Below are 26,426 nucleotides of genomic sequence, written 5' to 3' on the forward strand. Positions count from 1 at the left end.
GCGATGCGGGCGGCTTTTCCGTCTAGCCTGAGCGGTAGGCGATCGGCGGGGGCGAACGACGTGAATCTGGATATGAAGACCCGGGCACACTGGCTGATGGGGTACGGGCTCCCCCGCGCGACACTGAAGCTGCTTTCACGCCGCGGAGACCCATTTGCCCGATTGCTGCTCGACGACGGTCAGCATGATCGCGCGTATGACCTGATCGAGCAGATTCGCCAACAGGGCCGCATGTCGCCAATATTCGGCGGCAACGCACTGGTCACCGCAGATCTCCAGATCACCCGAGAAATCCTGCGTGACAACAGGTTCCGAACCGCAAAGCCAACCGATCGATCGCCGTTCCGCACTGTCCAGCGGCTCTTCGAGAAGACCAATCCCGGCGTGATCAATCCAGTGGTGCCGCCGTCACTTCTGATGGTCGACGCACCCGACCATGCCCGGCTGCGACGCCTGGTATCCCGGGCATTCACCCCGAAAGCCATCGACGGGCTTCGGCACCGCATCCACGACGTCGCCGAAAGGCTGCTGAACGAGCTGGACGACGGCGGCAGCGAATGCGATCTGGCGGTAGCCTATGCGTCCCGGATCCCCATCGAAATCATCGCGGACATGCTGGGCATTCCCCGCGCGGAGGCGCCCTACCTCTACGAGATGGGTGAGTCGACCTCCAAGCTGATCACGACCACAGCACCGTCGTGGCGTAACTTCCAGACCGCCGTCGCAGCGCTCCGCGAGCTCGAGACCTACCTTGCCACCCACATCGAGCACCTCCGCGGCGCAAGCGCCGGCGACAGCATCTTGTCCGCCGTCGTCCAGGACACCGAACTCTCCGACTTCGAGGTCAGGACGTTCGCGGGCCTTCTTCTCGGCGCCGGATTCCTCACTACGGCACATCAATTCGGCAACGCCGTGGTGGCGCTGATCAATCATCCCGACCAGTTGGAGCGACTCCGAGCCCATCCGGAGGGCTGGCCCAACGCCGTCGAGGAGATGCTGCGCTACGACTCCGTCTCCCAGATCGGAGTCAGAGTGGCGACTGAGGAAGTTCAGGTCGGCGGATACCCGGTGCCCAAGGGGACCGCCGTCTTCCTGCTCCTCGCCGGCGCCAACCGCGATCCAGCCGTGTTCGAACGCCCGGACCAATTCGACGCCGCACGCGACAACGCCCGCGATCACGTCAGCTTCGGCACCGGCAGTCACGTGTGCCTCGGCGCTCCCCTGGCACGCATGGAACTGCAGATCGGCCTGCAGACGCTGTTCGAGCGCTTCCCGCGTCTGGCTCTCGCTGGTACGCCGGCCACGGACGACAGCACTCTGCTGCGAGGGATCAGCTATTTGCCTGTCTCTCTGGGACCTTCACCGGTGCGCCCGGGCTGATGCCGAGACTCTCGCCAGCTGACCCGCAGCCCTGACCACGACGTCGAGCTCGGTGGGTGTCCACGGCCGGCCGCGGGCGATCACGACAATGTGCTCAATTCCCAGCCCCGCCAGATTCCGGCAACGTTCGGCCAGGTCGTCGGCCGTCTCGCCGGGAGTCAAAGCCGTTGTGAGCGTGCGTTCGATCTCCTCAGGCGGCCGGCCGATCTCGGCGCAGTGCCGCTTGAGCGTGTCGAGTTGACGGCGAATCACCATCTCCCCGTTGGGAATATCGAAGAGGTTGCAGGCGTCCGCGTACTCGGCGACCATGCGCAAGGTGCGGCGCTCGCCGGTGCCGCCGATCAACACGGGCGGCCGCCTGATCGGCAGCGGCCGGCCGATGGGGTGCTCAGCACGGTAATAGCGCCCCACATAAGGGGATTCGTCGCCGTCCCACATGCGGCGGGCCAGCGCGAGGAGCTCGCCCATGCGGTCGAATCGTTCGCCGGTCGGTGGCAGGAACAGCCCGAGCGCTCGTGCCTCGTCGGCGTTGTAGCCGGCGCCCAGCCCCAACCAGGCTCGCCCGCCGGACAGTATGTCCAAGGTGGTGACGGCTTTGATCAACACCGCCGGGTCGCGAAATGTTGTTGCGGTGACCAGTGTTCCGAGCCGTAGCTCCGCGGTCGAGGCCGCCAGGAAGCCGAGGGTGGTGTACGCCTCCAGCATCGGTTCATCCAGTCGGCCGGCCGGGTCGGCCTGCAGCAGATGATCGGCCACCCAGAGCGTGTGAACATCTGTGCCATCGAGGATTTCGGCAACCGAGGCCAGGTTTGCGCGGATCGCGGTCGGCCCGTCCGGCCACGAGAAGTTGGTGACGCTGACGCTGAGTCTCATGACGGCCCGCCAGGGACTGCGTGCTCTCGCCGGTTGCGGGCGGCACGTCGCTTCGGGAGCAGAACGCCAACGGTGACAAGCCAGATCAGCGCCGAGAACCTGGCGAGCGGCAGGAGGGGCGAGGCCTGCGGCCAGATGAGGACAATCGTCGCGAGCTCGGCGGCCGCGGCGATACCGAGACCGGTCCATGCCACGGGCCGCGGTACCAGCTGCAGGATCAGCGCCGGGACCGCGATGCCTGCTGTCAACAGTCCGAGCATCACGACGTGTGCCACGCCGCCGGTGAGAAACACCAAATAGTAGAGCGCATTGATCAGTGGGCCGTCGGTCATGATTTCCGGCCGCGACAGCGTCCACAGCAGCAGGCTCGACAGCCCCAATCCCCCAGCAGCCAGTACCCCGCCGGCCAGGGCGATGGTGGCACCGGGCGCGGTGACGCCGAGTTGCCGCAGCCGTGCGCTGACGGTGGCGGCGTAGATCAGAAGCGGCACCGACGCCCCGCAGACGAACACCGCGCCCACCTGTGCCGACGACGAACGCGCGCGGAAGTAATCCTGCACTGCCGCTGAATTCTGGTACGGCAGCGGCGGTGTGCCGCCAAGCGCAACACCCAATATGACGCCGCAGAGCAGCAGGCCGAGTGAAATCGTGCCAAGAAGCCACAGCGGCGGCCCGCTCTGTTGGGGCGCCCGGCTTGGCACCGGTGGTCCATCGTGCGCGTAATCGTTCATGTATTGAACGATATTCTTAGTGAATTAAATGCGTCAACCTCATTCACGAATTGAACGGTTTCGGCCATGTATTGTTCGTCCATGTCATCAGCTTCCAGCGCCCAGCAGCGGGGCGGTGTCGCATTCCTGCTTGCCCAGCTCGGCCACCACGCCGCTCAGTTGTTCGCCGAACGTCTCGAGGCCGTGAAGCTGACTCCCCCGCATGCCGGCATCCTGCGGATGATCGCCACTCAGCCGGGCCTCAGTCAGCAGGAACTGAGCACTCTGCTGGGTTTGTTGCCCAGCCGAGTGGTCGTATACCTCGACGAGCTCGAGTCCCGGGGCGAGGTCGAACGCCGGCGCAACCCGACCGACCGGCGTCTGTACGCGTTGTATCTGACCAAATCGGGTGAGAAGTTGATGTGGACGCTCTCGGAGATCGCTCGTGAGCACGAACAAGACCTGACCACCGGCCTGTCCAGTCAACAACGCAAGACGCTGGGCGAACTGCTCGCCGCCGTCGCCGACCAGCAAGGTCTGACGCCGGCCGTGCACCCGGGCTTCCGGCAACTCGGCCGGCGGCGGGATGCGACTCCTGGCTGAGCAACGCGTTTACAGTGCGGCGTAGGTCGCTTCGACGAGATCGTTTGCACGACGATCCCCGGCGAGCGCGTCGCGACGGAGGTTGGGCACGAACGCGAACGCCAGTTGATTGTCGACGTCACCGAACGCGAACGCGCCGCCGGCGCCAGGATGCCCGAACGCTCCGGGTCCGGCGTTATCGGGGAACGAGAACAACTGCGACGGCCGCATGTACCCCAGGCCGTAGCTGGAATCGAGAACCATGACGGCATCAGAACCGCTGTGCCGCAAACGGATTGCGTCAGCCAGATTCTCCGGAGGCAACAGCTCCCCGGCGCTCAGACGCGCATAGAAATCCGCTAGTGCACGCGCAGTGGTTATCAGTCCGCTCGCCGGCCAGCCGGCCGCCAGAACACCGGGATGGTTGTAGCGCGCAGGTGGATTGGCGGTCGCGCGGGTGAACAAGGATTGCGGATCGCGGTATGCCTCGACGAGGCGTGCGACCGTGGTGGCGGGGATTGCGGCGGTGTCCGTTGCCCATTGCTGTTCGCTCGCGTCGGGAAAGCCGGTCCGGGCGATGCCATCGAGGGCGGCGCTACTGGTGCCGATCATGAGATCTCCACTGATGTGCGATCGCACGAACTCACCCACCGTCCTCTTGGCGTGCCGTCGGACGATCTCGCCGGCGAGCCAACCGAACGTCAACGCGTGATAGCCGTGCTTCGATCCCGGTTCCCACAGGGGCTGTTGAGCGGCGAGCAGACCGGCCATCAGTTCCGGATCGGCAGCTTCCTCGATCGAAACGGGGCGCTCCACAGCGGGTAGACCGGCGGCGTGCGAGAGCAGCTGTTCCCCCGTGGTGTGGCTCTTGTCCGCCGCGCCGTACTCGGGCCACCACGTCACCACAGGTGCTTCGAGGTCGACACCGTAGAGCTCCGCCACCATCAGCGCGGCCGTCGCGGTCACCGCCTTGGTACACGAGAAGGTGACGCAAGCCGTGTCGCGCTGCCAGCGCCGTCCCGTGCGCGGGTCAGCGATGCCGCCCCACAGGTCGACAACGGGCCTGCCATCGATCACGACAGAAACGCCCGCGCCCCAGTTCTGTCCGTCGGCGAAGCTCGCTTCGAAGATATCTCGCACAGCGGCGAACGCCGGATCGACGCTCCCCTCCGTCAAACCTGCCATGAGGACCATTAGAGCATGCGTAGACGCAACAATATGGCCGGATGGTGTAACGCGGGCTGGGTCTGGCCGTCGTGATTGTAGCGGGCAGACCGACACTTCAAACGCGTGGAAATCTTTGCCAGGTAATCACTTTCCAGCGCGGTAGGTTGGTGCTCACGGCACGTCAGCGATTCAATGGGGACTTCGATGCTCGCAAACACCTCCTCGGGCGTACGTTTCAGCAGCGCGGCGGGGCGCTGGATCCTCGCCGCGACGGTGCTGGGATCCGGCATGGCCCAGCTGGACGCGACGGTCGTCAACGTGGCGCTGCCGGCGATCGGCCACGACCTGAACACCGAAGTTGGCGGGCTGCAGCTCGTGGTCAGCGCCTACTCGGTGACGCTGGCAGCCTTGATCCTGCTGTCGGGCAGCCTCGGTGACCGGTTGGGCCGCCAGCGGATTTTCGTCGTCGGTGTGGCATGGTTCGCGGTGGCATCAGCGATCTGTGCGCTGGCGCCAACCGCCCAAATGCTCATCGCCGCAAGGGCTTTGCAAGGCGTCGGCGGTGCGCTGTTGACGCCGGGCAGCCTCGCCATAATCCAGTCGGTGTTCATGCCGGCCGACCGCGGCAAGGCGATCGGCGCATGGTCGGCGCTGGGCGGGGTCGCCGCGGCAATCGGCCCGCTGCTCGGCGGTTACCTCGTACAAGCGATCAGTTGGCGCGCCATTTTTCTCATCAACGTGCCGCTGGGCGCTCTGGTCGCCTGGCTGGCACTGCGCCACGTCCCCGAGAGCCGCGCCCCGTCGAGCGCCGGCCGCCTCGACTACGCCGGCGCGACGACGGCGACTGCCGGGCTGGCCGGCGCGACGGTCGCCTTCGTGGAAGGGCCCAACCGCGGTTGGGATTCTCCGGTCGTGCTCGCGGCCGGGGTGCTCGGTGCCGTCGCAATGGTCGCATTTGTCGTGGTCGAACGGCGCACCGCGAATCCCATGCTGCCGCTTGGCATTTTCTCCTCACGACAGTTCACGAGTGCCAACGCGGTGACCTTCGTCGTGTACACCGCACTCGGCGGGGTCTTCTTCCTGCTCGTGGTCGTGCTGCAGACCGCGCTCGGCTACTCCCCCGTCGCGGCCGGCGCCGCCTCGCTCCCGGTCACAGCGATCATGCTGGCCCTCTCGTCGGCATCTGGCGCACTCGCCCAGCGCATCGGCCCGCGACTGCCACTGACCATCGGTCCGCTCGTGATCGCGGCCGGCATGGTGCTGATGACGCGGATCGGCCCGGGCGCCTCGTACGGCACCGTCGTACTGCCCGCCGTGGTCGTCTTCGGGTTGGGGCTCGCGGCGACGGTCGCTCCCGTCACGGCCGCCGCCCTCGCGGCCGCCGACGAGCGTCACGCCGGTGTCGCCTCCGGAGTCAACAATGCGGTGGCCCGCACTGCCGGACTGCTGGCCGTCGCCCTACTGCCCCCGCTCTCCGGGCTGACCGGCGACGCCTTCCGATCGCCCGCCGCGATCACCGCCGGCTTCCACACGGCGATGCTGATTTCGGCCGGCCTAGCGGCCATCGGCGGCGTGCTCGCATTCGCCACCATCTCCAACGACCTGCTCACCGAAGAACCGGCCGAGGAACCCCAGAACCACCACTATCACTGTGCGCTGGCCGAGGTTCCCGCCGCCGAACGCGGTGGTAGCTGAACACGGCCGCGAATTCATCGAGTAATCCGGCATTTGGGAGAAGAATGTCCACATGGCGAACCAGAGCGCCCTGACCGACCAGGAGAAGCAGGCCCGGCTCGACGTCAACCAGCTCAAGCAGCTGGTGGGCCTGGTGGAATACGACCCGACTGACGATCCATTCCCCGTAACTGGTTGGGAAGCGATCGTTTTCGTGGTCGGTAATGCCACAGAGGCAGCGAGCTACTTCCAGTCGACGTGGGGCATGGAGCTGGTCGCCTACTCGGGGCCCGAGAACGGCAATCGTGACCACAAGGCCTTCGTGCTGCGTTCGGGGTCTGTCCGGTTCGTGCTGAAGGGCGCGGTGAGTCCCGACAGTCCCCTGATCGCCCACCACGCCAGCCACGGCGACGGCGTCGTCGACATCGCGTTGGAGGTGCCCGACGTCGACAAGTGCATCGCACAGGCCAAGGCAGCCGGCGCCACAGTCCTGGCAGAGCCGCACGACATCGCTGATGAGCACGGCGCCGTGCGCGTCGCGGCCATCGCAACCTACGGGCAGACCCGCCACACGCTGGTTCAGCGGGATGTCGCCGGAACCCGCTACCGCGGTGCCTACCTGCCTGGCTACCAGCCGGCGACAAGTGGTCTGGTCCGACGAGACGGTGCTCCCGCGCGGCTGTTCCAGGCGCTGGACCACGTCGTCGGCAACGTCGAACTCGGAAAGATGGACGAGTGGGTCCGCTTCTACAACCGGGTCATGGGGTTCGTGAACCTGGCGGAGTTCATCGGCGACGACATCGCCACCGACTACTCGGCGCTCATGTCGAAGGTCGTCGCCAACGGCAACCACCGGGTGAAGTTCCCGCTCAACGAACCGGCCGTGGCGAAGCGCAAGTCGCAGATCGACGAATACCTCGAGTTCTATCGCGGACCGGGAGTGCAGCACCTGGCGCTGGCCACCAACGACATCCTCACCAGTGTCGACGAGCTGCGCCGGCAGGGCGTCCAGTTCCTCGACACGCCCGATGCGTACTACGAGGATCCGGAACTGCGCGCCCGCATCGGCGAGGTCCGCGTGCCGGTCGAAGAACTGCAGCAGCGCGGCATCCTGGTCGACCGTGACGAAGACGGGTATCTGCTGCAGATCTTCACCAAGCCGCTGGGAGACCGGCCGACGGTGTTCTTCGAACTCATCGAACGCCATGGCTCACTGGGTTTCGGCAAGGGCAACTTCAAGGCGCTCTTCGAGTCCATCGAGCGCGAGCAGGAAAAGCGCGGGAACCTGTGATGGCCGGGTACCAAAGCGGTTTCGGAAACAGCTTCGAAAGCGAGGCCCTGCCCGGCGCGCTGCCCCTCGGCCGCAACTCACCGCAACGGTGCGCCTACGGCCTCTACGCCGAGCAACTCAGCGGGTCACCGTTCACCGCACCCCGCGCCACCAACAAGCGGTCCTGGCTGTACCGGATTCGGCCGAGCGTGGCCCACTGGGGCGATTTCACCGCCGTGCCCGGCGAACACTGGCGCTCGGCGCCCGACGACGCTCCTGCCGTCCCGATTGCCCAAATGCGTTGGAACCCTGAGCCGATGCCGGATCCCGCGGTCGAGGACACGACGTTCATCACCGGCGTCCGTACCATCACCACCGGCGGGGACGTCAACGCCCGCACCGGATTCGCCAACAGCATCTACACCATCACGTCATCGATGGTGGACACCTACTTCTACAACGGCGACGCCGAAATGCTGTTCGTGCTCGAGCACGGCAATGTTCGGTTCTGTACCGAGTTCGGGATCATCGACGCCGAGCCCTGTGAGATCGTCGTCGTCCCGCGGGGTGTGAAGATGCGCGTCGAGGTGCCCGACGGTCCGGCCCGCGGCTATCTGTGCGAAAACTACGGCGGCCCTTTCACTCTTCCCGAGCGCGGCCCGATCGGCGCCAACTGCCTGGCCAACTCGCGCGACTTCCTGACACCGGTCGCGGCCTATGAGGATCGCGACGTCCCGTCCACGATGTATGTGAAATGGGGCGGCACGCTGTGGCGAGCGGATATCGCCCAGTCACCACTGGATGTCGTTGCCTGGCATGGCAATTACGCACCGTACAAGTACGACATGCGCCGATTCTCCCCCGTCGGGCCGGTTCTGTTCGATCATGCCGACCCGTCGATCTTCACAGTGCTCAGTTCACCGAGCGAGACGCCCGGAACCGCCAACGTGGACTTCGTCTGCTTCCCCGAGCGGTGGATGGTCGCCGAAGACACTTTCCGGCCGCCGTGGTACCACGTGAACGTCATGAGTGAGTTCATGGGACTCGTGCGCGGCGTGTACGACGCCAAGCCGAACGGCTTCGTGCCCGGCGGCGTCAGCCTGCACAACGGCATGACCCCACATGGCCCGGACGCCAACGCATTCCACGCCGCCAGCACCGAAGAACTGAAACCGGTCAAGCAGGAGCACACACTGGCCTTCATGTTCGAGACGCGGTTCCCGCAGCAGGTGACGGCGTACGCCGCGAATTCACCGCAGCGGCAACAGGATTACGCGGACTGCTGGAGAGGGCTGGTCAAGCGCTTCCAGCCGGACAAGCCGTGACAGCACTCGACTTCACCCACGACCCGGGCCGGCGGAGTTGGGTCGCCTCCGCGGGCCCTGATAGTGACTTTCCGCTGCAGAATCTGCCGTTCGGCGTGGTCGCCGGTGTAAACGGCGAACCGGGCGGTGTTGTCCGGATCGGCGACATGGTCCTGCACCTGAGGGGGCTCGCCGAGTCCGGCCTGCTCACCGGCGAGGCGCAGACGGCCGCAGAGTCCGCGGCAGACGGAACGTTGAACGCCTTGTTCGCCTTGGGATCTGGTCCCCGCGTAGCACTTCGTAGGGCGCTGCACGCACTGCTCGCCGAAGGCGCGCCGCAACAACAGACCGTGGCGGCGTTGCTCACCCCACTGCGTGACGTCGATGTCCTGCTGCCCGCCCGCATCGGCGACTACACCGATTTCTACGTCGGCATCCACCACGCCCGCAACGTCGGAGCGCTGTTCCGGCCCGACAATCCCCTTCTCCCCAACTACAAATGGGTGCCCATCGGCTATCACGGGCGTGCCTCGAGCGTGCAGGTCAGCGGCACTCCCGTGACGCGACCGCACGGGCAATTGAAGGGTCCGGACGCACCAGCGCCTGTGCTGGCACCCACCCGGCGCCTGGATTTCGAGCTGGAACTCGGCGCGTGGATCGGCCCGGGAAACCGCCTCGGCGAACCGGTGCGTCTCGATGACGCCGAATCCCACATCGCCGGCTACTGCCTGCTCAACGACTGGTCGGCGCGGGACGTGCAGGCCTGGGAATACCAGCCACTCGGCCCGTTCCTGGCGAAGAGCTTCGGCACCACGGTCTCGCCCTGGGTAATGACTCCAGAAGCATTGGCGCCGTTCCGGATTCCGTTCGATCGTCCCGAGGGTGATCCCGCTCCCCTGCCCTACCTCGACAGCTCACGGCACCGTGCGAGCGGTGGGCTCGATATCGAGCTGCAGGTCCGTATCAGCACGGCCCGGATGCGCGACGACGGCGAGCCGCCGCACCCGATCGCACGCTCATCCAGCCGCCACATGTACTGGACCTTCGCGCAAATGGTCACTCACCACACGAGCAACGGATGCAACCTGCAGCCCGGCGACCTGCTCGGCAGCGGCACCCTGTCCGGTCCTGACACCGGCTCCGAAGGCAGCCTGCTGGAGCTCAGTCATGGCGGCACGGGCTCGATCACGCTGCCCAACGGGGAAACGCGCACGTTCCTCGAAGACGGCGACGAAATCACCCTCAAGGCAACGGCACATCGTCCCGGGGCGGCCATCATCGGGTTCGGCGAATGCGTCGCGGTCGTCCAACCAGCGATCACCTACCCGTGACCTGAGCGGCGTCGTGCACCAGGCGCTCCACCATGGCGTCGTCGACCTCGGCGAAGAACCCGCCGACAACATCCTCGATCTCGCCGAATCCCCTGGCGCAGAAGAGAATCGGTTGGTAGTGCGTGATGTCGTAGGTCTGCACCCCCATCCGGGCGATGTTCAATGGCCGCAGATCAGCCACATCGATCTGCTGGATCTCCCCGTACGACGACAGCAGGCCGGCACCGTAGGTACGTACCTCGCCATGTTGACGGACCACACCGAACTCCAGCGAGAACCAGAAGACCTTCGAGACGAATTCAAGGGCCTCAGTCGTTTTCACCCGCTGCGCCGCCTGCCCGGCCAGCCGGTACAGCGCCGCGAACCGCTCGTGCGCCAGGCAATTGCCGTGGCCGACCACCTCGTGGATCAGGTCCGGCTCGGGAGTGTAGAGCGGCACGGAGTGATGCCGGATGTACTGGGTGGAGTGGAAGATGCCGTCGGCGAGCAGTCCGTAGAACTCGCGCAGCGGCACCAGACCGGCCGCCGGCACGTACTGGAAGCCGGTCAGCGGCCCGAGCTTCTCGTTGACCTCGACCAGTTGCGGAATCCGATCCTCGGGAAGCCCCAACCGTTCCCTGCCCTGCAGGTACTCGGTGCAGGCCCGGCGCTGGTGTAGCCGGTGCAGCTCGGCGCACGCGATGCGCCAGACCTCCTGCTCGTCGTCGGTGTAGGTCGCGACGGGTGGCGGCGTTCCGGGCTGCCAATCCATGGCGAGCGCGGCAATAGCGTTGCGGCGGGCGCGGTACTCCGGGTCGACTGCGCCTGGATGATCCGCAGCCAGATGGACGGTGACGTCATCTCCCGACCGCGTCACCGGCGCATACAACTGCGCTTCCTCGAACATCGCTGCCTCCCGGAGGTCCGGGCGTCGCACAGCGCGGCGTCTAACACCCAGGATATGCGCGCTGATCACGCACGACTGGCAAGCACCTGTTCGCGCAGGATGTCGGCGTGCCCGCAGTGGTGCGCCAGCTCCCGCAGCACCTGCAACATGACCCAACGCAGGGTTCGCGGCCCGGACCGGTGCCCCGTCACGACGGTGTCCAACGGTAGATCGGCGACCGCCGCCCGCGCTGTCGCACAGACATCACGGTGCGCCGCAAGAACCGACGCAATGGTGTCGTCGTCATCCAGCTGGAAGGACTCGTCGACGCTCTGCACCAGGCCGAGAGCCTGACGGGATGTGCCGCCGACGCATTCCTCGAACCACACGCGCTGCATCCAGGTGACGTGCTTGAGCAACCCGAGAAGCGTTGTCGCTGACGGGACGAGGCGCCGGCGGGACTCCTCCTCGGTGAGGCCGTCGAGAGTCAGTTCGACGGCACGGCGGTAGTCCTCCACGAAGGCGTCGAGCTGGGCCCGTTCGTCGTCCATCAGTACATCGAACGAGCCCATCGCTGTCCTCTCGTCACACCGTGGCGGCCGGCTGCTTCCTGGTGACCTTCACCATCATCTTGGAGTAGCCCTTCACGAAGTTGGACTGGGTGTACTCGGGCTCCCCCACAACCTCGATGTCCTCGAATCGGGCCAGCAGCTCCTCCCACAGGATCTTCAGCTGCAGTTCGGCGAGGCGGCTGCCCATGCAGCGGTGGATGCCGATGCCGAATGCCAGGTGATGGCGGGCGTTGTGGCGGCCGATGATGAAGTCGTCCGGATTCTCGAACTTGCGCTCGTCGCGGTTGGCCGAGGCGTACCACATGACGAGCTTGTCGCCCTTGCGGATGAACTGTCCGTTCAGGATGGTGTCCTGTTTGGCGACGCGGCGCATGTAGGCCAGCGGGGTCTGCCACCGGATGATCTCGTGGACCGCTTTGGTGATGAGGCCCGGATCGGCCTTCAGCCGGGCGAACTCGTCGGGGTTCTGGTTCAGGGCGAGCACGCCACCGGTCATCGAATTGCGGGTGGTGTCGTTGCCGCCCACGATCAACAGAATCAGGTTGCCGAGGAACTCCATCGGCCGGTCGATCAGGTCCTTCGTGTCCTCGGACGACTGCATGAGCGTGATGAGGTCGAAGCCGGGCTTCTCTCCCGCCGCCAACCGAGCCTTCTTGTCGTACCAGAGGGCGCTGAACGCGCGTGCCATATCGGCTGCGGCGCTGAACATCTCATCCATGTCGGCCTCGCCGCCGGTGGCCGAGGCGCTGCCGGCCACGGTGTCGGTCCAGTAGACCAACTTGCGGCGCTCGTCGTAGGGAAAGTCGAGCAGGGTTGCCAGCATGCGTGAGGTCAGTTCGATCGAGACCGTGTCGACCCAGTCGAACGGCTCGTCCACGGGCAGACCGTCGAGGACCTCCTGCACCCGGGTCCGGATCAGTGCTTCCATCTCCTGGAGGTTCTGGGGCGCCACCACGCCCTGCACCGCGCCCCGCTGCTCGTCGTGCCGCGGCGGGTCCATGGCGATGAACATCTCGACGTCCAGGCCTTCCGGCGGGTCACCGATGATGATCTGCGGCTCGGCGGAGAAGCGTTCGTTGTCCTTGTCGACGGTGACGATGTCGTCGTAGCGGGTGATGGACCAGAACGGCCCGAACGGGCTGTTCGGCTGGTAGTGCACCGGCGCCTCGTCGCGGAGCCGCTTGAAGTAGGACTGCCAGCGGCCCTGGCGGAACATGAACGGGTTGCTGACGTCGATGTCTGCCAGCTCGACTTCCTCGACGGGGGGAATCGGGGCCTCGACGAAGACCGGCGACTTGTCGCCGACCACCGATTTCTTCGTCTTCTGGTAGAGGTGCATGCCCTTGATCTGCAAAGGCATCGGGATGGTCGACTGCGCACGGTTCAGCACCGGATCGAGGATCGCTTCCTGCGCCTTGGTGATTGCCTGATCGAGGATGTTCACGATTTTCTCCGTCTTGTCAGATCTGGAATTCGGGGCTGTGGATCGGCCTCTGGCCACGTCATGTCATGCGGGCACGTTGCGCTCCAGTGCGCTGCGGTGCCGCCGGACGAACTCGAGGTCGCCCTCCAACAGCGCGACGAACGGCCGGGCACCGCGGTCGCCGGCGTCCACCGCGGCACGGCACGAGCGGACGGCCTCACCGATGCGACCGATGATGTCGTCGACGAAGCCTTCGCGGTCGTCGAGTCCGTATGCGTCGAGGAACATGTGCAGGCGACGCACGGCATCGGGAGCCTTGGACCAACCGCGGGCACGGCCGTGATCGCGGGCGTGCAGACCGACGACATGCCAAGCGGCATAGGCCAGTTCGCGACGCCGAGTGGTCGGTCCGGCGTGGTCCCAGTCGATCAGTGAGTGGATGCGGCCGGCTGAATCTGCCACCAGGTTCGCGAGGCTGACGTCGTTGTGCCCGATGATCTCGCCATCCCGCAGACCGCGACTGCCGTCACGCCACTGCAAGGCGGGCCCCGGGCGGAAGCTCTCCACGGCGTCATGGAACTGACGCAGCAGACGCGCGACCCGCACCAGGTTCGCTTCGAAGCGCAACCATGCGGGCCAGCCCGCGGCACTGGCGGCCGTTTGTCCGTCGATGAAGGTCAGCACCTCATGGCCTTCGGAATCGACGCCGAACACGCGGGGCGCACCCTCGAAGCCGACAGACTCGAGGTGCTCGAGAAGTGCGTGCACGGCCGGCGTCCAGTGTCCGGTCGAACGGCGGACCGTTCCCCCGGAGCGAAGGACGGTACCGCCCCAGCCGCCGACCAGGCGCTCTGCGGTGTCGTTGACTGCAACCATCGGGGCCTCCTCGCATCGACTGTTCGTTGGCAATGACGCTACGAACCGAAACGTGCAGCTGGGAGACCCTAAGTGGCTGAATACTTACTCGAAGTGGCAACCCCGAGGCCAGATGTAAGCTACCGGCCGTGGCCGTCGTCGATCAGTACCACCTCTCCGGTGCCTGGAACTTCCGTGACGTCGGCGCACTACGAACCGGCGACGGACGCGCGATACGGCCCGGTGTGCTCTACCGATCGTCGGAACTGTGTGCGCTCGACGACGCCGGTCAGAAGAATCTTCACGCACTGGGAATCACCGACGTCATCGACCTTCGTAGTGACAGCGAGATCGCGTGGAACGGGCGCGACGTCCTACCGGCGGGAGTCACGCTGCACGTCGCGTCGGTACACGACGACGGGCAGCAGAACGCCCCGCATGAGCCCGGCCGGGCGGTCACACCCGAGTTGTTCGAGGCCGCCCTCGAGTACGCCTACAGCCGCTTTCCGCTGCTGCCGACGGGACAGCACGCACTGGCGTACACAATCGGCGTGATAGCGGAAGCACCGGGTGGCGTCCTCATTCACTGCGCGGCCGGAAAGGATCGCGCGGGCTGGATCGTCGCCGCCCTCCTGCGTGCCACCGGTGTCCGCGAGGCCGACATCCTGGCCGACTATCTGCGCAGCAACGAGTCCGTCGAACCACTGCGCAAGCATGTGCTCGCCCGCAACGGTGACCTCTCCCGGTTCTCGGACAAGATCCTCGGGGTCCATGGCGACTTCATCGCCGCGTCGTGGCGGACGGTCGACGAGCAGTTCGGCAGCTTCGACGCCTACCTGAGCCAGATCGGCATCGACGCACCCAGGGTCGCCGCACTTCGCGCCCGCCTGCTGGGCGAAACCGACACTCCCGCAGTGAATTCGGCGAAGCCAAACGATCTTGGCGCGGCAACTTACTAGATTTGGCAACGTGGTCGACTGGGATATTCCGCGTACGCCGGCAAGCGTCGGCGTGCTGCTCGGCCTGGCCGGCGAACGCGGCGTCAGCCCGGAAACGTGCCTGGCCGGCTCACGGCTGACCGTCCGGGGCCTACAACGCCCGGGAGCCGAGGTCACCGCCCGCCAGGAACTGACCGTGGTGACGAATCTACTTGAGGCACTTGACTATCCCGATGACCTGGGTGTCGAGGTAGGGCTCCGCTACCGTCTCGCCACCTACGGAATCTTCGGGTTCGCGTTGATCAGCAGCCCGACGTTGCGCAGTGCGATCGACGTCGGAGTGCGCTATCTCGACCTGACGTTCGCTTCGTCGACGCTGGGCACCCGGGTGGTCGGCGACGAGTTCCAGTTCGTCATGGAGGCGCCGGGAACACCGGACCGCGTCCGGCGATTCGATATCGACCGGTTGGCCACGGCGATATCGGTGATCAAACGCGAATTGTCAACGGAACTGCCGCCCTTCGGCGTTCGGTTCACCCATTCCCGCCCGGCCGATCTCGATCGCTACATCGCGGCATTCGACACCGAGCCGGAGTTCGACGCGCCAGAGAACCTGCTGATCCTGCCCGTCGGCTTGCTCGACATCCCGTTGCCCCAGGCCAACGCCTACAACTCCGCCGCTACCCAGGAGCAGTGCCGCAATCTCCTCGAAGAGCGGCGCAGCCGGACCGGGCTGTCGGGCCAGGTTCGTGACCTGTTGCTGGCGTCCCCGGCGCAGCCGCCGAATGCGCACGAGATCGCTCATGCGCTCCTGATGAGTCCGCGGACGCTACGGCACCGGCTCGGCACCGAAGGCACGTCGTACCGCGAACTGCTCGACGAGATCCGCCAGCGACTCTCGGAAGAGATGTTGATCGGGGGCCGCCTGACGGTCGCCGAGACTGCCAGTCGGCTCGGCTACGTGGAGTTGTCGAGCTTTTCGCAGGCATTCCGCCGCTGGCATGGGATGAGTCCGCGGGCCTTCCGCGCTTCTCGCACCTGACCAAAGAGCTTGGTCCGCACGCTATCTGACGCGGCTATGCCGCGCTGTCCCACCAGTCGAGTAGCCGCGCCCCGTACAGGGTGAGCCACTTCGACGGCTGCCCCGCCGGCACATCGACTTCGAACCACACCCGCCCCGGCCGGCGGCCCGTCTGCAGCCAGGTGCCGTCCGACTGCCGGGCGGCTCGCACGATGTCGATCGCCGCGCTCATCCGAGGGTCCCGCCCGATGTCATCGTGCAGTGCCGCGCGCCGAAAGTACTCACCCGCGTTGAGTGCGCTGTAGGACCAGCGCATCGGATAGCTGAAATCGTTGATCCATTGCCCCACTGGCTGATTCGTCGTCAGCCGGTAGAGCAACCGGCGTTCGAGGAGGTACTCTTCCCCGCGCCGGCGCGCTGCGCTGATCTCGGCCTCTCCCCCGGTGGCAGCCTCGAACGCCAGCAGTCCTTTCAGCGAGTTGAGCGTCGAATGGAACGAGGAGCGCGTCGAACCTTCGACCCAGTCGCAGTTCCAGCCACCGTCCGGCAGCTGATGCTCGAGAAACCAGGCGGCGAGGCCGTCGACGTTCGCGCCGAGCCACACGCCGTTGGCCAGGGTCCAGGCGTTGATGCAGCAGTCCACCTCACCGGACCAGTAGGGCAGGTCGTCGTACTCCCAGCGGCAGTACTCGTCGAGCAATTCGGCGGTGCGGCGATCCCGCAACACCGATGCGTCAAGTCCCCACTCGCGCAGTGCATTCAACGTCCACGTCGTGGCTGTCCACGGCTGGCCATCCTCTGTGCCATCGGGGTCGTCGAAGTCGTAGTCCGCCGGGAAGAACGCGCCCCCGGCCCACCGCACGTCTGCGTCCTGCAGCGCGAGCAGACGTGCGCCGAAGCCCTCGGTCGCGATCCGTGACCGGGTTGCCTCCCATACCGTGGCCGGGGCACCGAGAAGATCGCGCTCGACCTGCCAGCGCAGCGCCGGGTCCGAGTCCAGCAGCCAGTCCGTCAGGGCTTCGCTCGTCATCAGGCCGCCATCACGCTAGGAGCAGTAGACCTGGCCGTTGAGCACACAATTCGACGGTGGTGTGTAGGTGCCGCTCAGCACGCCGCGAATGCCACCGTTGGCGGTGCCCCCGGGTGGAATCACGCGGTTCCAGCTGGCGGGGCTGATCACATAGTGCGTGCCGTACTGGGTGAAGGTGCTGCTCCACGCGTGCGAGATCGACTGGCCCATCGGCATGTCGAACTCGATCTTCCAATCTGCCATCGGCACGGTGCTGTAGTTGGTGACAACGAAGCGCGCGATGAAGCCGTCCTGCCAGGTGTGTTGCACCACGAACCGCGCCCCGGCCGCGGCCGCGTGCGCCACCGGACTGCCGGCGAGTCCGAGGACGATGACCGTCAGCGCGGACACGACGAGGTGAAGCGCTGCGCGGCAGCGCTTCACACGGGAGTCCGGTCCAGTCATCGCAGCCCAGACTAAGGCTCCCCCGCGCGCGTCCTCCATCGCGCCGCAGGTGCGCTGCCGTACCTTTGCGCGATTGCAACCATCGCGAGACCGTCTCCCGGTCCCGCTTGGCGCTCCAAAAATTCTGCCTCCACTTGCTTGCACTCACCGGCGTCGAGTGCTAAAACAAATCTATGCCAGCCGATACAGATAATCGAGCTGGAAGCGCATAGATGGCATAAGAGAAAGGACAGATGGAGGTGGCCACGATGCTGCTGCGTACTGACCCGTTCCGACAGCTGGATCGCTTCACCCAAGAGGTTCTCGGCACCGCAGCCCGGCCGGCCGCGATGCCCATGGACGCCTGGCGCGACGGTGATGAGTTCCACGTCGAGTTCGACCTGCCCGGCATCAACACCGACTCGCTCGATCTCGACATCGAGAACAATGTGGTGACTGTGCGCGCCGAACGGGCGCCTGTGGATTCGTCACGCGAAATGCTGGCCGCCGAACGGCCGCGCGGCGTCTTCTCTCGACAACTGGTGCTGGGCAACAACCTTGACACCGGCAGGATCACCGCGGAATACCGCGACGGCGTCCTTCAGCTCGTGATCCCGGTGGCCGAGAAGGCCAAGCCCCGCAAGATCACCGTGAGCAGAGGCGGCAACGCCAAGGCGATCGATGAGAATCGAGTGATCACCGAAGACGGCAGCCCTGTCACCGACACCTCGAACAAGAAGGAGCCGGTGCACGCCTGACCGAGTCGAAGTGCCGGTGCCGGGCCGGGACGCTGTCCCGCTCGGCACCGGCACCCGGCAACCGAATTCGTCGCGACACATTCTTGAATGGTCGGTGCCATGCCGACGGTGCGAGGAGGTGAAAAGTGATGCAGTACAGCATGATTGCGGCGCCGGCGGCGCCTGACACCAGCGCGCCAGAAGAGCTGGCCCAGTCTCTGGGTGTGGACGACCCCACGATGGTGATAGCGCTGATCGCCGAAGTCGACGCCATCTTCTGCGCCGCCGAAGCTCCTTGCCGTCAGCAACCGACGCCACCGGCGATCGGGTGTGCCCTACACGAGCCCCGGTGCGCTGGTCGGTCTTTGGAATACACATCTCGGCGACCACGGCGCGGGCCGGTGCGCTGCATGACGCCGGTACAGCGCAGTCCTCCGGAAGCCGCAGCCGCTTGGTACCTCCGCCACCAAGGCTGGGCCGTACGCCGCCGGGGCCACACCGTGGGCGCCCTTCAGGCAGAGGCGCCGATGCCCAATCTAGGCAACGCCCCCCGGCGGCAGGCCCGGTCTTCACGCCCCTCCGTTTCGTCGTGGGCACCTCTGGATACCCCTTCAGAAGGACCAATGACAGCTGACTCCTGAAAACAGGAGCATCACGGAAGGAGCTTCACGTGGCGTTCTCGCAGATCGCATCGAAAACGATGACAGCCGCTGTCGGTATCGCGGCAGCCGGAATCCTGACGGCGACCCCGGCCATCGCCGACCCGACGGCGGTGATGTTCGGCCAGCGCGCGGAGATTCCCAGCCCCGGTGGGGCGATCGAGTACACCGTCATCAACCTGCAGCCCAGTGGCCACAACGACGGCATCTGGTACTCGGACGTGACAGCACGCGCCGTGAGCGGCGCTCCGACGCCGAACATCTCCGATTTCAACGCGCGCGCTGTCAACAGCTCGACATATGCGGACATGAAGGGCAACGAGGCCGGCGGCCTGCCCAACCAGCCGATCGCTCCGGGCAGCTACACGACGGGTCGAATCTACTTCGACGTCCGTAACGGAACCGCGCCCGACAGCGTCGTGTACCGCGATGCCGGCGGCACCGACAAGGTGGTCTGGAAGAGCTGAGCCGACTGCGATGGCGGATTTCCGCCAGCGCTGCACGCGACGCCGCCAATAACGTCGACGCGTGACCACAACCGCACATAGAGACCCGGTAATAACCGGCACCACAGTCCTTTTCATGTCGCTGGCCGCCGCCTTGGGGACCGCGACCATCTACCCGCTGCAGCCGGCCATCGCTGACATCGCGCGGTCGCTCGATTCCGGTCCGGCGGCCGTGGGGGCTGCGCTGGCCTGCGGGCCGGTCGGCTATCTGCTGGGACTCGCCCTGCTGGTCCCGCTGGTGGACAGGTTCTCGCCCCGCTGGGTGGTCGCACTGCAATTCCTGGCGCTCGGCGGCGCGCTGGCGTTGACCACCGTCGCTGACACCGTGTGGCTGCTCGGTGTGGGACTGCTGGTGACCGGTGCCTGTTCCTCTGTGGGTGCGGGTCTGAGTTCCGTTGTCGGACGGTTCGCGCCCGAGCGTCGGCGCGCGACCATTCTGGGGATCGTCACCGCCGGCATCTCGGCGGGAATCCTGGCCGGCCGGATTGCCGGCGGTTGGCTGACCGACGTGATCGGCTGGCACGCAATGCTTCTCACTGTCGCCGCGGTCACCATAGGCGTCGCCGGTGCCTGCTTGTTGTTCCTGCCGACAGCGGTCGGCACACTCGAGCGGAACTACCTCACCGAACTGGCGTCGGTGCCCGGGCTCTTCCTGCGCTGCCGGGTGCTGCGCCGTGGCGCCCTGCGCGGGTCCCTGTGGTTCTTCGCGTTCTGTGCGGTCTGGTCGGGAATCGCCGTCGCGTTGTCGCAAGAGCCGTACTTGTTGTCTGCCAAGCAGATCGGCCTCTACGCCCTGGCCGGGATTGCCGGGATCTTCGCGACGCGCGTTGCCGGCGTGTACACGGACCGATTGGGTTTCCGGCCGGTGATCCTGGTGGGCCTCGCGGTCGCGGCCGCCGCCTGTCCGGTGCTTGCCGTCGGTTTGAGCAGTCCCTGGGCGACCATGGCCGCTCTCGCCGTGTTCGATGCCGGTCTGTTCGCGGCGCAGGTAGCGAATCAGGCCACCATCTTGGCGATCGATCCGTCCGCGCCTGCCCGCTTCAACAGCGCGTACATGCTCGTCTACTTCGTAGGTGGCAGCCTCGGGACGGCGTTCGGCGCGGCAGCGGTGATCTCATTCGGTTGGCCGGCGACGGTCAGTGCCTGTGGCGCAGCGCTTCTCGTCGCTGGACTGCTCACTGTGGCCCGTGCTTCCCGCGGGTCGTGAGCGCCGACTCAGATGGTGCGTTTGAGGCCGACGTGCGCGGCGTGGTACCCGAGTCGGTCATAGAACGCCCGGGCCTGTTCGCGCGCTTCGTCGGTGGCCACCTGCGCCAGCCGTGCACCGTGCGCCCGGCCGTACTCGTGCGACCACTGCACCAGGGCTGTACCCAGACCCTTTCGGCGCTCGGCAGCGGTGACCCGCAGTCCTTCTATCTGCAGCCGGGTCGAGCCACCGCGGGAGAGACCCGGAATCACGGTCAACTGGACGGTGGCGACGATCACGTCGGAACAGTTGCGAACCACCCCGAGGTAGTTGGCATGGTCACGAACGAGGACGTCATAGGCCGCCTCGTAGTCTTCGAGGTCGGCGGTTTCCCGATCCGGACCGAATTCGTCGTCGGACAGCAGCGCGACGATCGACGCGACGTCGTCACGGGCCGCCCGTTCCACCCGGAAACTGCGGTCCCCCACTTGCAGCAGTCCCCGAACCGACGTCCGCGCCTGCGCCTGCAGGCGCGTCACCAAGAGGTCCAGCCATGCCCCGACATTCGTGCGCGCCTCATGGGTGTCGGGATAGCGACACCGCAGATGCAAACCCGACTCGTCCAGGATGAACCACAGCATGACCCCGTCGGTCTGGATGGCGGCGCTCACGTACTGGGCGTCCAGGCCGACGTCATCGATGCGGACCGGAAGGCGCCGCAGGTCCAGCCACGAGATCGCGAACATGCCCGGGGACATCGGCATGCCGCCCCATGGGGACAGCACGTCCGCCAGCGGCCAGGAACCGAGTTGCACTGCCTCCTTGACGGCGTTGGCCGCGGCACGTGGCTCGGCGACCGTCGACTCCAGTACCGAATTGGTGATGAACCAACCCACCGAGTCGTGCCAGGTGGTGTCGAAGCGACTGTGCACCGGGAAAACGGCGCGAAGCGGCGCGTCCGCCAGCTCCCGGGTCACGGCCGTCATCGCGGCCACCGCCAGCGCCAGCGTCGACACCCCGTCGTTGCGGGCCTGCACGGCGAACGCCGCACCGGCGTCGACGTCGAACACGTCCCGGACCTCGACGCGTTCCGGCCCCAACTCGGGTTCGCCCAGCGGCAGCGGGAATCGCGGCATCACCCCTCCGCTGTCGGCGATGACGCGCGCCCAGGTCTGCCGGACGTGGTCCGGTGCCGCGGGACGGTCGAGCAGCGCCTGGGTGTGTTCGACGAATGCGGGCGCCGGCGGCAGCGCAGCAGCACGGCCGAAGCCCGCACCGCCGAGTAGCGCCAGCAGGTCCCGGGCAATCACCAGCATCGACCACATGTCGACGTGACTGTGGTCGGCGGCTATCACCACGGTCAGTGCTGCCGCCGTTTCCAACAGACACAACCGGTGTGAGGGCTGCTGATACGGCGAGCACGCGGCATCCAGGACACCACGCAGGGCGTCATTCACCGCCTGGCCGGCAGCAATCTCATGCTCGACCCAGCCGCCGGGACCGACTTCGATCTCGTGCAGTTGCGGATCGCCGTCCGGCCCTACGGAGAATGCGGTCCGCAGCGTGTTGTGGCGGGCCACCACCGCCAGCCAGGCGTCGGCCAGGGCTTCCCGGCTCACCCGCGCGGGCAGACGGATGGACAACGCCATCCACGAACCCGGCCGGGCCCCTGCCGCCACGTGAATCCGCTGGTCAAAGGACACCGGCAAACACCGACCCGGCGCGGACACCGCGACGTCGTAGCCCCACAGACGCCCGAACGGCAGGCGGAGGTGCGAGACGTTCGTGAGCCGCATGGCGGTACCCTAGCGCCCCGGTTAGCCTGAATGCTCGGTCAGCAGGTCGACGCCACGACGAGGCGATCGGTTACGGAAAGAGTTGCCTGATGCCTACTTTCGCAGTTCCCGGAGCCGAGCTTGCGGTTGAACTGAGCGACGAAGGTGGCCACCCGGTTGTCCAACTCCACGGACTCACCTCCAGCCGTGCGCGCGATCGGGTGCTCAATCTCGACCTCGGCCGGGGGCTCAGCGGGACGCGGCTGCTGCGCTACGACGCGCGTGGCCACGGCAAGTCGACGGGCCGGAAAGTCCCCGCGGACTACCGGTGGGAACAGCTCGCCGCTGACCTGTTGAACCTGCTCGACCGGTGGTTTCCCGGCGAACCGGTGCACGGGGTCGGGCCGTCGATGGGTACAGGGACGCTGTTGCATGCGGCGTGCCGCGAACCAGAACGGTTCACGGGATTGACCTTGATGGTGCCGGCCACCGCGTGGGAGACCCGGCGCGCGCAGGCCGCGCACTACGAGGCCGCGGCCACGCTCATCGAGACCGAGGGCGTCGGCGCGTTCATCGCGGCCTCTCGTGGCGCGGCCCGGCCGCCGGCGACCGTGGGTGCGCCCGAAACGGTGCCCGACGTCGCCGACGCCCTGCTGCCGTCGCTGTTTCGCGGCGCCGCGCTCAGTGACCTGCCGGCGCCGGAAGCCATCGCGCGGATCGACGTGCCGACGACGATCCTGGCCTGGATCGACGACCCGGCCCATCCCGCCTCGACCGCGGAAGCGCTTGCCGCACTGATGCCGCGGTCGACCCTGACGTTCGCGCACACCCCGGAGGACGTCGAGACCTGGCCCAAGATTCTGAGCCAGGACGTCGGCCGCCGGGTCTGACGGGTATTGAACGTCGCCTTTGACATCGACGTAACACTGCCGCCATGAGGCGTCCCTAGGGTGAAGCGGTCATTCACGTGGGGAGAGGAATTCCATTGAGCGGAAACGCCACCCGCTTGCGCGCGATCGCGGGCGTCCAGGCCTATACGCCTCCGGCGTACACCTTCGACCCTGCTGAAGCGCCCGGCGAGATCTTCGGGACGAACGTTTTCACCAAGGCCGAGATGCAGGCCCGCCTGCCCAAGGCGATCTACAAGTCGGTGGTGGCGACCATCGAGAAGGGCGCCAAGCTCGATCCGACAGTCGCCGATGCCGTCGCGGCCGCGATGAAGGACTGGGCGCTGGAGAAGGGCGCGACGCACTATGCGCACGTGTTCTATCCGATGACGGGCCTGACCGCCGAGAAGCACGACAGCTTCCTCGAACCGGTCTCCGACGGGCAGGCACTGGCCGAGTTCGCCGGCAAGACCCTGGTGCAGGGCGAGCCCGACGCGTCGAGTTTCCCGTCCGGCGGCCTGCGGTCGACGTTCGAGGCCCGCGGGTACACCGGCTGGGACGTGACCAGCCCGGCGTACATCCTGGAGAACCCGAACGGCAACACCCTCTGTATCCCAACGGTTTTCGTGTCGATGACCGGCGAGGCGCTGGACTACAAGACGCCGCTGCTGCGCAGCCAGCAGGCCATGGGCATCCACGCCGAGCGGATCTTGACGTTGTTCGGCCACAAGGATCTGGAGAAGATCGTCTCGTTCTGCGGTCCTGAGCAGGAGTACTTCCTGGTCGACCGGCACTTCTTCCTCGCCCGGCCCGACCTGATCAACGCCGGTCGTACCCTATTCGGCGCCAAACCGCCCAAGGGGCAAGAGTTCGACGATCACTATTTCGGTGCCGTGCCCGACCGGGTGCTGGGGTTCATGATGGACACCGAGCGGGAGCTGTTCAAACTCGGCATTCCTGCCAAGACCCGCCACAACGAGGTCGCCCCCGGACAGTTCGAGGTGGCCCCGATGTTCGAGCGGGCCAACATCGCTTCCGACCACCAGCAGTTGCTGATGACGGTGTTCAAGACCATCGCCAAGAAGCACGGCATGGAATGCCTGTTCCATGAAAAGCCGTTCGCCGGGGTGAACGGGTCGGGCAAGCACGTCAACTTCTCGGTCGGCAACGCCGAGTTGGGCTCGTTGTTGGTGCCGGGTGACACGCCCCACGAGAACGCGCAGTTCCTGGTGTTCTGTGCGGCCGTCATCCGCGCGGTGCACAAATACGCTGGCCTCCTGCGGGTTTCGGTCGCGTCGGCGACGAATGACCACCGCTTGGGTGCCAATGAGGCACCGCCGGCGATCATCTCGATCTTCCTGGGTGATCAGCTCGCCGACGTCTTCGAGCAGATTGCCAAGGGCGCGGCGACATCGTCAAAGGGCAAGGGCAGCATGATCATCGGTGTCGACACCCTGCCGGTGCTGCCCACCGACCCAGGTGACCGTAACCGCACCAGTCCGTTCGCATTCACCGGCAACAGATTCGAGTTCCGGGCGCCGGGCTCGGGTCAGACGGTCGCGGTGCCGATGATCGTCCTGAACACCATCATGGCCGACTCGCTGGACTACTGCGCAACCGTTCTGGAAAAGGCAGTCGCCGACGGTGAGGAGTTCGACTCCGCGGTGCAGAAGCTGCTGACCGACATCGTCACCGAGCACGGCGCCGTGGTCTTCAACGGCGACGGCTACTCGGAGAACTGGCAGGCGGAGGCCGCTGCGCGCGGGCTGCCGAACCTCAAGACCACGCTCGATGCCATCCCCGAACTCATCACGCCCGAGGCGATCGCGGTCTTCGAGAAGTACGGCGTGTTCAACGAGCGGGAGTTGCACAGCCGTTACGAGGTGCGCCTGGAGCAATATGCCCTGACGATCGGCGTCGAGGCGAAGCTGGCGCTCGAGATCGGTTCCACCATCATCCTGCCGGCCGCTGTGCGCTACCAAACCGAGCTCGCGCAGAACGTCGCGGCATTGACCGCAGCCGGCATGACACCGAGTTTGACTCTGCTGCAGTCGATCTCGGAGCCGATCAGCGCCCTCAGTGACGCGCTGGCAGCACTCAAGACGGCGCTGACGGATCATTCGGCAGCGACCGCCTATGACGAGGCCAAGCACGCGCAAGTCGCGCTGTTGCCCGCCATGGACGCGATCCGTGCCGCGGCCGACACGCTGGAAACTGTGGTGGCCGACGACCTGTGGCCGTTGCCGACGTACCAGGAGATGCTCTACGTCCTCTGACCGGCGACTCAGACGCCAGTGGCGCCATCGATCCGTTCGCGGACGATGTCGGCGTGCCCGCAGTGGCGGGCGTACTCCGCGATCATGTGCGTGTAGATCCAGCGCAGACTCACCTCGCTGCCCATGAACGGGCTGACGTCATCCAGCCGACGTACCGCGCAGTTGGCACGCGCATGGGCGACCTCGTCCTGCCAGATCCGTAATGCGAGCGGGTACGACGACTCCGACGACAGCTCGAAGCCGCCGTCGTGCCCCTCGGGATGATCCGTCGGCCCGAAGATCGGTGGTGCCTGCTCACCGGCGAGCACCCGGCGAAACCAGTTGCGCTCCACCTCCGCGGCGTGCCGCAGCAGCCCAAGCAGGGTCAGCTCAGATGGCGGCGCGGAGGCGGTGCGCAACTGATCTTCGTCGAGGCCGTCACATTTCGACGCCAACGTCGCGCGGTAGAAGTCCAGCCAACCTTCGAGTGTGGTGCGCTCGTCGGCATTCATGGGCGGCACCGGCCGCTGCACGGAAGTCACGCTTCCCGAGGGTAATCCCGGATCTGTCGAAATCCGGGGTGGTCGTTCGTGTAGAAGGTGAGGGGTGGCACCGGCCGCCCCCAGATCGAGGAGTGACGGTATGCACTACCTACTTGCCATGCATCAGCCGGTCGGCGATCCGCCGCCGCCCGAGGTGCTGGGACCGATCATGGATGCGCTGGACGCGGTCGAGCACGACATGAGAGCCGCGGGCGTGTGGGTGTTCTCCGGGGGTCTGCACAATCCCGATGCGTCGACGGTGGTGCGGGTCAGCGACGGCGCGGTCCTGACGACGGACGGCCCGTACGCCGAGGGCAAGGAGCATCTGGGCGGCTTCACCATCATCGACGTGCCCGATCTGGATGCCGCGCTGGGCTGGGCGCGCAGGCAGGCAGAAGCCGTGCGGCTGCTACCCATCGAGGTGCGACCATTCCGGGGCGATCTGAGGGGCTGACCGAAAC

The 26,426-nt window shown here is 66.3% G+C and carries 24 protein-coding genes and 1 pseudogene; 14 read left to right on the forward strand and 11 right to left on the reverse strand.

Annotated elements, in window-relative coordinates; genetic code table 11:
* Positions 1–3: 3 nt before the first annotated feature.
* Positions 4–1,380: a cytochrome P450 gene (locus tag ACZ5IQ_RS15740; RefSeq protein WP_464480018.1), complete on the forward strand. Its 1,377-nt coding sequence runs from the start codon at positions 4–6 to the stop codon at positions 1,378–1,380.
* On the opposite strand, the gene ACZ5IQ_RS15745 is transcribed toward ACZ5IQ_RS15740, so the two are convergent.
* Together ACZ5IQ_RS15745 and ACZ5IQ_RS15750 are read right to left on the reverse strand one after the other, a co-directional pair.
* The gene (locus ACZ5IQ_RS15745; protein WP_212811413.1) at positions 1,360–2,253 is read right to left on the reverse strand and encodes a TIGR03560 family F420-dependent LLM class oxidoreductase; all 894 of its coding nucleotides are present in this window, start codon (positions 2,251–2,253) and stop codon (positions 1,360–1,362) included. The two genes, ACZ5IQ_RS15740 and ACZ5IQ_RS15745, sit on opposite strands and share 21 nt — an antisense overlap.
* The gene (locus ACZ5IQ_RS15750; protein WP_212811412.1) at positions 2,250–2,984 is read right to left on the reverse strand and encodes a hypothetical protein; all 735 of its coding nucleotides are present in this window, start codon (positions 2,982–2,984) and stop codon (positions 2,250–2,252) included. Before ACZ5IQ_RS15750 ends, ACZ5IQ_RS15745 begins: the two co-directional genes overlap by 4 nt.
* Positions 2,985–3,065: 81 nt before the next feature.
* Between ACZ5IQ_RS15750 and ACZ5IQ_RS15755 the strand changes: the two genes are divergently transcribed.
* On the forward strand, positions 3,066–3,566 hold the full coding sequence (locus ACZ5IQ_RS15755; RefSeq protein WP_212811411.1) for a MarR family winged helix-turn-helix transcriptional regulator: 501 nt from the start codon (positions 3,066–3,068) through the stop codon (positions 3,564–3,566).
* Between the two features lie 9 nt (positions 3,567–3,575).
* Here ACZ5IQ_RS15755 and ACZ5IQ_RS15760 read toward each other — a convergent pair whose 3' ends face one another.
* Positions 3,576–4,739, reverse strand: a complete 1,164-nt coding sequence (locus tag ACZ5IQ_RS15760) for a serine hydrolase domain-containing protein (RefSeq protein WP_061006487.1) — start codon at positions 4,737–4,739, stop codon at positions 3,576–3,578.
* A 177-nt stretch (positions 4,740–4,916) separates the two neighbouring features.
* Between ACZ5IQ_RS15760 and ACZ5IQ_RS15765 the strand changes: the two genes are divergently transcribed.
* From ACZ5IQ_RS15765 to fahA, 4 genes are read left to right on the forward strand one after another with little or no spacing between them, the layout of a single operon-like run.
* Positions 4,917–6,407, forward strand: a complete 1,491-nt coding sequence (locus ACZ5IQ_RS15765; protein WP_212811410.1) for an MFS transporter — start codon at positions 4,917–4,919, stop codon at positions 6,405–6,407.
* 52 nt (positions 6,408–6,459) lie between these two features.
* Positions 6,460–7,677: a 4-hydroxyphenylpyruvate dioxygenase gene (gene hppD, locus ACZ5IQ_RS15770; RefSeq protein WP_212811409.1), complete on the forward strand. Its 1,218-nt coding sequence runs from the start codon at positions 6,460–6,462 to the stop codon at positions 7,675–7,677.
* A complete protein-coding gene (gene hmgA, locus ACZ5IQ_RS15775; protein ID WP_212811408.1) occupies positions 7,677–8,981 on the forward strand; it encodes a homogentisate 1,2-dioxygenase in 1,305 nt (434 codons plus the stop codon). Before hppD ends, hmgA begins: the two co-directional genes overlap by 1 nt.
* Positions 8,978–10,291, forward strand: coding sequence for a fumarylacetoacetase (gene fahA, locus ACZ5IQ_RS15780; protein WP_212811407.1), 1,314 nt, complete (start codon positions 8,978–8,980; stop codon positions 10,289–10,291). The genes hmgA and fahA overlap by 4 nt, the downstream gene beginning before the upstream one ends.
* Here the strand turns inward: fahA and ACZ5IQ_RS15785 are convergent.
* From ACZ5IQ_RS15785 to ACZ5IQ_RS15800, 4 genes and pseudogenes are all read right to left on the reverse strand, one after another.
* Positions 10,278–11,177 (reverse strand): phenylalanine 4-monooxygenase, encoded by a 900-nt coding sequence (locus ACZ5IQ_RS15785; RefSeq protein WP_212811406.1) that lies wholly within the window; start codon positions 11,175–11,177, stop codon positions 10,278–10,280. The genes fahA and ACZ5IQ_RS15785 overlap by 14 nt on opposite strands.
* A gap of 65 nt (positions 11,178–11,242) precedes the next feature.
* Positions 11,243–11,707, reverse strand: coding sequence for a DinB family protein (locus ACZ5IQ_RS15790; protein WP_406774611.1), 465 nt, complete (start codon positions 11,705–11,707; stop codon positions 11,243–11,245).
* Between the two features lie 61 nt (positions 11,708–11,768).
* Positions 11,769–13,088 (reverse strand): annotated as a pseudogene (locus tag ACZ5IQ_RS15795) (cytochrome P450); the annotation flags it as partial.
* Between the two features lie 147 nt (positions 13,089–13,235).
* Positions 13,236–14,027 (reverse strand): protein kinase family protein, encoded by a 792-nt coding sequence (locus ACZ5IQ_RS15800; protein WP_061001332.1) that lies wholly within the window; start codon positions 14,025–14,027, stop codon positions 13,236–13,238.
* A gap of 128 nt (positions 14,028–14,155) precedes the next feature.
* On the opposite strand from ACZ5IQ_RS15800, the gene ACZ5IQ_RS15805 reads away from it, so the two are divergent.
* Together ACZ5IQ_RS15805 and ACZ5IQ_RS15810 are read left to right on the forward strand one after the other, a co-directional pair.
* Positions 14,156–14,965 carry a tyrosine-protein phosphatase gene (locus ACZ5IQ_RS15805; protein ID WP_061001331.1) on the forward strand — a complete coding sequence of 270 codons (810 nt, stop codon included), beginning with the start codon at positions 14,156–14,158 and terminating at the stop codon, positions 14,963–14,965.
* Positions 14,966–14,975: 10 nt separating this feature from the next.
* Complete coding sequence (locus ACZ5IQ_RS15810; protein WP_061001330.1) at positions 14,976–15,986, forward strand: AraC family transcriptional regulator; 1,011 nt, start codon at positions 14,976–14,978, stop codon at positions 15,984–15,986.
* Positions 15,987–16,020: 34 nt separating this feature from the next.
* Here ACZ5IQ_RS15810 and ACZ5IQ_RS15815 read toward each other — a convergent pair whose 3' ends face one another.
* Positions 16,021–16,995, reverse strand: a complete 975-nt coding sequence (locus ACZ5IQ_RS15815; protein WP_061001329.1) for a hypothetical protein — start codon at positions 16,993–16,995, stop codon at positions 16,021–16,023.
* A gap of 15 nt (positions 16,996–17,010) precedes the next feature.
* On the reverse strand, positions 17,011–17,439 hold the full coding sequence (locus tag ACZ5IQ_RS15820; protein WP_061001328.1) for a cellulose-binding domain-containing protein: 429 nt from the start codon (positions 17,437–17,439) through the stop codon (positions 17,011–17,013).
* Between the two features lie 248 nt (positions 17,440–17,687).
* On the opposite strand from ACZ5IQ_RS15820, the gene ACZ5IQ_RS15825 reads away from it, so the two are divergent.
* The 3 genes from ACZ5IQ_RS15825 to ACZ5IQ_RS15835 all read left to right on the forward strand — a co-directional run bounded on the left by ACZ5IQ_RS15825 (position 17,688) and on the right by ACZ5IQ_RS15835 (position 20,527).
* Positions 17,688–18,176, forward strand: a complete 489-nt coding sequence (locus ACZ5IQ_RS15825; protein WP_234785450.1) for an Hsp20/alpha crystallin family protein — start codon at positions 17,688–17,690, stop codon at positions 18,174–18,176.
* 649 nt (positions 18,177–18,825) lie between these two features.
* The gene (locus ACZ5IQ_RS15830; RefSeq protein WP_061001326.1) at positions 18,826–19,281 is read left to right on the forward strand and encodes a DUF1942 domain-containing protein; all 456 of its coding nucleotides are present in this window, start codon (positions 18,826–18,828) and stop codon (positions 19,279–19,281) included.
* Positions 19,282–19,342: 61 nt separating this feature from the next.
* On the forward strand, positions 19,343–20,527 hold the full coding sequence (locus ACZ5IQ_RS15835) for an MFS transporter (protein WP_409431623.1): 1,185 nt from the start codon (positions 19,343–19,345) through the stop codon (positions 20,525–20,527).
* A gap of 8 nt (positions 20,528–20,535) precedes the next feature.
* On the opposite strand, the gene ACZ5IQ_RS15840 is transcribed toward ACZ5IQ_RS15835, so the two are convergent.
* Positions 20,536–22,302: a GNAT family N-acetyltransferase gene (locus ACZ5IQ_RS15840; protein WP_061001324.1), complete on the reverse strand. Its 1,767-nt coding sequence runs from the start codon at positions 22,300–22,302 to the stop codon at positions 20,536–20,538.
* An 89-nt stretch (positions 22,303–22,391) separates the two neighbouring features.
* Here ACZ5IQ_RS15840 and ACZ5IQ_RS15845 point away from each other — a divergent pair, with 89 nt between their 5' ends.
* Positions 22,392–23,171, forward strand: coding sequence for an alpha/beta fold hydrolase (locus ACZ5IQ_RS15845; protein ID WP_464480019.1), 780 nt, complete (start codon positions 22,392–22,394; stop codon positions 23,169–23,171).
* Between the two features lie 95 nt (positions 23,172–23,266).
* Positions 23,267–25,444 carry a glutamine synthetase III family protein gene (locus ACZ5IQ_RS15850; protein WP_061001322.1) on the forward strand — a complete coding sequence of 726 codons (2,178 nt, stop codon included), beginning with the start codon at positions 23,267–23,269 and terminating at the stop codon, positions 25,442–25,444.
* 8 nt (positions 25,445–25,452) lie between these two features.
* Here ACZ5IQ_RS15850 and ACZ5IQ_RS15855 read toward each other — a convergent pair whose 3' ends face one another.
* Positions 25,453–25,935 carry a DinB family protein gene (locus ACZ5IQ_RS15855; RefSeq protein ID WP_082761984.1) on the reverse strand — a complete coding sequence of 161 codons (483 nt, stop codon included), beginning with the start codon at positions 25,933–25,935 and terminating at the stop codon, positions 25,453–25,455.
* 130 nt (positions 25,936–26,065) lie between these two features.
* Here ACZ5IQ_RS15855 and ACZ5IQ_RS15860 point away from each other — a divergent pair, with 130 nt between their 5' ends.
* Entirely contained in the window at positions 26,066–26,419 is a 354-nt protein-coding gene (locus ACZ5IQ_RS15860; RefSeq protein ID WP_061001321.1) for a YciI family protein, read from the forward strand.
* The last annotated feature ends 7 nt before the right edge of the window (positions 26,420–26,426 follow it).

Source organism: Mycobacterium toneyamaense (genome assembly GCF_055384815.1).